Source organism: Streptococcus mitis (genome assembly GCF_019929545.1).
Classification (GTDB): Bacteria; Bacillota; Bacilli; order Lactobacillales; family Streptococcaceae; genus Streptococcus; species Streptococcus mitis_BU.
In genome coordinates this window covers 1-5,946 of the sequence record NZ_JAHZPT010000050.1, presented here as the reverse complement: position 1 = coordinate 5,946, position 5,946 = coordinate 1, and the positions used below count along the sequence as shown (strand labels likewise).

The window sequence follows — 5,946 nt, the reverse complement described above, 5'->3', positions numbered from 1 at the left end:
TTTTTCATTATTGTGATCAATTTCAATAAATAAAGCATCATAAATACTCGATATTTTCTGTGCAGAATCATTTGTCCAACAATATAAGGAACAACTTTTTAATTTATCTATTATTATTTTATCTTCTATATTTTTAGAAAGAAACTCCCAAAACTGTTCTGAAGGGATATCGTCATAAAAATTTTCCTTAATTTTATGACTAATATTCATACCTGATATAAAATATCCTTCTATATCAAGATAAGAGACAATTTTGTTAGGAGCAATAATAGGATTTTCTAATAGTTTATCTGTGATATGATCAAGTAATACTCCATCTAGTTCTGAGATAATTTCCTTTTCTTTAACATACTGAACATGATCAATCCACTCCAACCCTTTTTCTTTGTAGTTTTCACTAGAATACGCATCTAAAATTTCGTTTAACAAATCAGATAAAGTTACATCTGATTTAGCAGAAAATCTAAGATTATCAGCCCCATTTAACGTCGAATAATGACTATCATATGAGGCACGACCTGAAATTGATTTTAAAATATCAGCGTTTGTGTCAATATGTAAATCAGAATGAGATCCATAGCTTAAAGCCTGTCTTTGAATATCTAGATAGTTTGTGGATATATTTAATGAATTAAGACTTTTGATATTACTTTCTTCAATAAGATTAACAGCCGTTCTTAATCCAAAATTCCTAACTATAGATTGCTCATTCAACATAGTTCGACCGTATCCAAAAACCAAACTAAAAACATATTCTACTTCATCTTTTACATATTTAAGCATCATAACAGCTTTATTCGATTTGTTTTTATATAAATCACTATCCAATTCACCCTTGGTATAGGACCTAAGAGTATCTAACCACTCTACTGTGTTCTCTTCCGTAGAAGCAATATATATTATTCCTTCTTTGAAATTATTATGTTTTTCTACATCCAAATCATGAGAAGCAATCCCCTCTAAGTCACCTTTCAAGCACTTCTTGAAATCATTGGTATTATGTAATATCAAATTATAATTTTCAGTATTCTTACCCATTAATACTTCCTCAAAAATCTATTTTAGTTCATTATACCAAAAAACACGGCTTCTCACCGTGTTTCTGTGTTTATTTCACCAACTTCTTCATCTCATCAATACGTGCGACTGTCGCGTCGTATTTAGCTTGGTAGTCGGCTTGTTTGTCGCGTTCTTTTTGGACGACTTCTGGTTTGGCGTTGGCTACGAAGCGTTCGTTAGAGAGTTTCTTGCCGACCATATCCAGTTCTTTTTGCCATTTAGCCAGTTCCTTGTCGAGACGAGCCAATTCTTCTTCGACATTGAGGAGGTCTGCCAGTGGCAGGTAGATTTCTGCTCCTGTGATGACGCTTGACATGGCAAGTTCAGGTGCAGGGATGGTTGATGCGATTTCCAAGTGTTCTGGATTTGTAAAGCGTTTGATGTAGTTGACATTGCTGTTAAAGAAGGCTTCCAAGTCGCTATCGCTTGTCTTAACAAGGATGGTGATAGGCTTGCTTGGTGCTACGTTTACTTCCGCACGCGCATTACGAACGGCACGGATCAAGTCTTTGAGGCTTTCTACACCAGTGTGAGCTGCAAGGTCTTCAAAGGCTGGGTTGACAGTTGGGTATTCTGCTGTCACGATAGATCCTTCTGAGATTTGTCCAAAGATTTCCTCTGTCACGAATGGCATGATTGGGTGGAGGAGACGAAGGATCTTGTCCAAAGTATAAAGGAGAACAGAACGTGTGATGACTTTCTCTTCTTCATTGTCGCTATAAAGGACTTCCTTGGTCAATTCAACATACCAGTCCGCAAACTCGTCCCAGATGAAGTTGTAGAGGATGTGTCCAGCAACACCAAACTCAAACTTATCAAAGTTGGCAGTTGCTTTTCCGATCGTTTCATTGAGGTTGTGGAGAATCCAGCGGTCTGTAACATTTCCAGCTTCCTTGTTAACAACTTTTTCCACATTGGCAGTTGCTTGCTCAATAGTCAATCCTTCATTGTTCATGAGGATGTAGCGAGAGATGTTCCAGATCTTGTTAATGAAGTTCCATGAAGCATCCATTTTCTCGTAAGAGAAGCGCACGTCTTGCCCTGGTGCAGAACCGTTTGAAAGGAACCAGCGGAGGGCATCCGCACCGTATTTCTCGATGACATCCATCGGGTCAATCCCGTTACCGAGAGATTTAGACATCTTGCGTCCTTGCTCATCACGAATGAGACCGTGAATCAGAACGTTTTGGAACGGCTGACGACCAGTGAATTCCAAGGATTGGAAGATCATACGAGACACCCAGAAGAAGATGATGTCGTAACCTGTAACCAAGGTTGAAGTTGGGAAGTAACGTTTGAAGTCTTCTGAATCAACATCAGGCCAGCCCATGGTTGAGAATGGCCAGAGGGCAGAACTGAACCACGTATCCAAGACGTCTTCGTCCTGAGTCCATCCGTCACCTTCAGGAGCTTCTTCACCGACGTACATTTCACCCTCAGCATTGTACCAAGCAGGGATTTGGTGACCCCACCAGAGCTGACGAGAGATTACCCAGTCGTGAACATTTTCCATCCACTGGAGGAAGGTATCGTTGAAACGAGGTGGGTAGAATTCGACTTTGTCCTCTGTGTCTTGGTTGGCAATAGCATTTTTGGCCAATTGGTCCATCTTGACAAACCACTGAGTAGACAAGCGTGGTTCAACCACAACACCTGTACGCTCTGAGTGACCAACACTGTGGACACGTTTTTCGATTTTGACGAGGGCACCGATTTCTTCCAACTTGGCAACGACTGCTTTACGAGCTTCAAAACGGTCTATGCCTGCAAATTCGAAGGCCAAGTCGTTCATAGTTCCGTCATCGTTCATGACGTTGACTTGTGGCAAGTTGTGTCGTTGACCAACCAAGAAGTCGTTTGGATCATGGGCAGGTGTGATTTTCACGACACCAGTACCAAACTCAGGATCTGCGTGCTCATCTCCAACGATTGGGATGAGTTTATTAGCGATTGGAAGGATGACGTTTTTACCAATCAAGTCCTTGTAGCGTGGGTCTTCTGGATTAACCGCAACCGCCACATCTCCAAACATGGTCTCAGGACGAGTTGTCGCCACTTCAAGGGCGCGTGAACCGTCTTCTAGCATGTAGTTCATGTGGTAGAAGGCACCTTCAACGTCCTTGTGAATCACCTCGATATCAGAAAGGGCTGTGCGTGCAGCTGGGTCCCAGTTGATGATAAACTCACCACGGTAGATCCAGCCTTTCTTGTAAAGGTCCACAAAGACCTTGCGAACAGCTTTTGACAAACCTTCATCAAGAGTGAAACGCTCGCGAGAGTAGTCTACAGAGAGACCCATCTTGCCCCATTGTTCCTTGATGGTTGTCGCATATTCGTCTTTCCATTCCCAAACTTTCTCAAGGAATTTTTCACGGCCGAGGTCATAACGACTAATGCCCTCGCCACGCAAGCGCTCCTCAACTTTAGCTTGAGTCGCAATCCCCGCATGGTCCATCCCTGGAAGCCAAAGTGTATCAAAACCTTGCATGCGTTTTTGACGGATGATGATATCTTGCAAAGTCGTATCCCAAGCGTGACCAAGGTGAAGTTTCCCAGTTACGTTTGGTGGCGGAATGACGATTGAATAAGGCTTAGCCTTTTGATCTCCTGAAGGCTTGAAAACATCAGCATCAAGCCATTTTTGGTAACGACCAGCCTCAACCTCGGCTGGATTGTATTTAGGTGAAAGTTCTTTAGACATGTGTTTGTCCTTTCTCTATTTTGTTCATTTTATTTTGAATTTGCTTAGCAGCTTCTTTTGCAGTCAAACTCGTATTATTTATTTTAAAGTAATGGTGCAACTCATTCGGTTGATGTTGAGAATTTAATTGAAGTGTTTCAGCGGTCTCTAAAATTTCTCTTTCAGATACCTCAATATGTCGTTTTAAGGGTTTGTGCTTTAATCGATTCTCCGTTCGATTTCGACGTAAACGCTCTTCAAGACTTATTTCCAACTCAACAAACAGAATCTCTTGATGAAAGTTATCCAATAAATCCTGAATTTGCTTTAAATACATCAGCTGGTACTGATTTGAAAAATCAATCACGTCTGTTAAAATCACTGAACGCTGATTTCTTGCACTTGCCCCAAGGAAAGAAAAGGTGATTCCACGAACAAATTCCCACATCTCCTCTGTATAATCCTGATAGATTTCTAGTGCAAAATCGATGGCTTGATGGTTATAAAAGAGGGTAGCATCTGTCAGTCGAGATAACTCTTGACCAATCGTCATTTTTCCTGAGGCCGGAGCACCAATGATGAAAAGATGCATCAAATCACCTCCCACTCACTTCTCAGCAAACCATATATCAGACTGTCACAGCGGTTTCCTTGAACATCCTTTCTGTCTCTTATTCGAGCTTCGAGGGTAAATCCAAGCTTCTCTGCGACTCGTTGACTTTGGACATTGTATCCAAAACAAGTCAGTTCAATCTTGTGAAGATCCAAATCTTTAAAGGCTAAGTCAATCAAGGCAAGCGCTGCTTCTGGTACATAGCCTCGCCCCCAATAGTCTGGATGCAAGGTATAGCCAAGCTCTAGCACATCATCCGCATGGCGATGGTTGAAGTCAACCGAACCAATGACTTTATCTGTTCCTTTGACGACAAGCCCATAGCCAGCTGGGAGATTTTCCTTTTGATTGCGTTCTGGAAGAATGTGCTCTAGATAGTAAACCTCATCTTCCAAGGTCTTGACTGGAGGAAAGCCTGCTGGGTAAGAGACCTCTGGGAGACTAGCGTAGGTATGGATATCCTCAGCATCTGCCACTGTACGAACTCGTAGGACGAGACGTTCGGTTTCTAATCGTTCTGGTAATTCAGCTCTTGACATCCTTCATCCTCGCTTTCTTGATGAAGCTCCCCATAGGGTCAACACGGTTATCTAAATAGCGATAAACGCGCTGGTGACCGTCCCCCATAAAGTAAGTCGGTGAAAAACGGTCATTTTTAAAATGCCCTTTCTCATCCAAGAGATCTGGATCAGCAAGTCGCTCGATAATCTTGGCAAAGATATGACAGATTCCATCTTCCTCGATAATCCGATCTACCTGACAGTCCAATACGACTGGATAGGCCTCTAAAATCGGTGCCTGAGTCCGTTCAGAAATCTCGTAGTCTAGCCCCAGGTGTTTCAATTTCTCTCGATGACTGATAAAACCAGCCTGCTCCATCTCGATCATGAGATTTTCATCAGGAATATTCACAGTAAACTTCTGGTAATGCTTGATTTGCTCAGCCGCATTTTCCTCAGCTCCGACACCAATGACTAGCCAATCTCCCAAGCTATAAGAAGAGCTACAGGTCGTAATATTGTGTCCAAAATTCTGATCTTGATACCCCAAAATGAAGATAGGAAAACCATAATAGAGTTTACTTGTTTTAAAAGATTGCTTCATAACAACCTCCTTTTACTAAGACGCAAAAGAAAATCCCTGCCATCTACATGACAGGGACGAATGTATTTATCCGCGGTACCACCCAATTTCGGGCAGTTGCCCGCAACTCTCGTCTTTAAAACAAAAAGACACTTTTATTTCAATTTTTCATCCATTAGCAACCAGTTTTGACACATTTGTGGACTTCTCAGCTCCGCCACTTTCTGTAAAATGTGGGATTCAAAACACCTCTAATGGCTCTATTGTAGCAAGATTTTTTCGGAAATGCAAGGCACAAGACAGATTACTTGAACTTGATGCCATTTTCTTTCAATTTCTTAATAGTAGCTGGGCCGATTCCTTTTAAGGCAAGGAGTTCTTTTTCAGTCCAGTTTTTGAAATCTGACGCAGACTTAATTCCTTCATCATAGAAAGTTTTGGCACGATCAAGTGGAAGTCCACCCAAGTTTGCTGCAAAATCTTCTACAGAATTGGCTACTTTTTGAGCTTG

The 5,946-nt window shown here is 41.7% G+C and carries 6 protein-coding genes; all 6 read right to left on the bottom strand.

What is annotated here, in order from left to right:
* On the bottom strand, nucleotides 1–1,038 hold a 1,038-nt coding region (locus K1I71_RS09340; RefSeq protein ID WP_223330836.1), incomplete at its 3' end, for a DUF6119 family protein.
* Between the two features lie 70 nt (nucleotides 1,039–1,108).
* Nucleotides 1,109–3,760 (bottom strand): valine--tRNA ligase, encoded by a 2,652-nt coding sequence (locus K1I71_RS09335; protein WP_223330835.1) that lies wholly within the window; start codon nucleotides 3,758–3,760, stop codon nucleotides 1,109–1,111.
* Nucleotides 3,753–4,331: an AAA family ATPase gene (locus K1I71_RS09330; RefSeq protein WP_223330834.1), complete on the bottom strand. Its 579-nt coding sequence runs from the start codon at nucleotides 4,329–4,331 to the stop codon at nucleotides 3,753–3,755. Before K1I71_RS09330 ends, K1I71_RS09335 begins: the two co-directional genes overlap by 8 nt.
* A complete protein-coding gene (locus K1I71_RS09325; RefSeq protein ID WP_223330833.1) occupies nucleotides 4,331–4,891 on the bottom strand; it encodes a GNAT family N-acetyltransferase in 561 nt (186 codons plus the stop codon). Before K1I71_RS09325 ends, K1I71_RS09330 begins: the two co-directional genes overlap by 1 nt.
* Nucleotides 4,878–5,456, bottom strand: a complete 579-nt coding sequence (locus K1I71_RS09320) for a flavin reductase family protein (protein ID WP_223330832.1) — start codon at nucleotides 5,454–5,456, stop codon at nucleotides 4,878–4,880. The genes K1I71_RS09325 and K1I71_RS09320 overlap by 14 nt, the downstream gene beginning before the upstream one ends.
* A gap of 283 nt (nucleotides 5,457–5,739) precedes the next feature.
* Nucleotides 5,740–5,946, bottom strand: a 207-nt coding sequence (locus K1I71_RS09315) for a helix-hairpin-helix domain-containing protein (RefSeq protein ID WP_223330831.1), incomplete at its 5' end; no start/stop codon positions are given.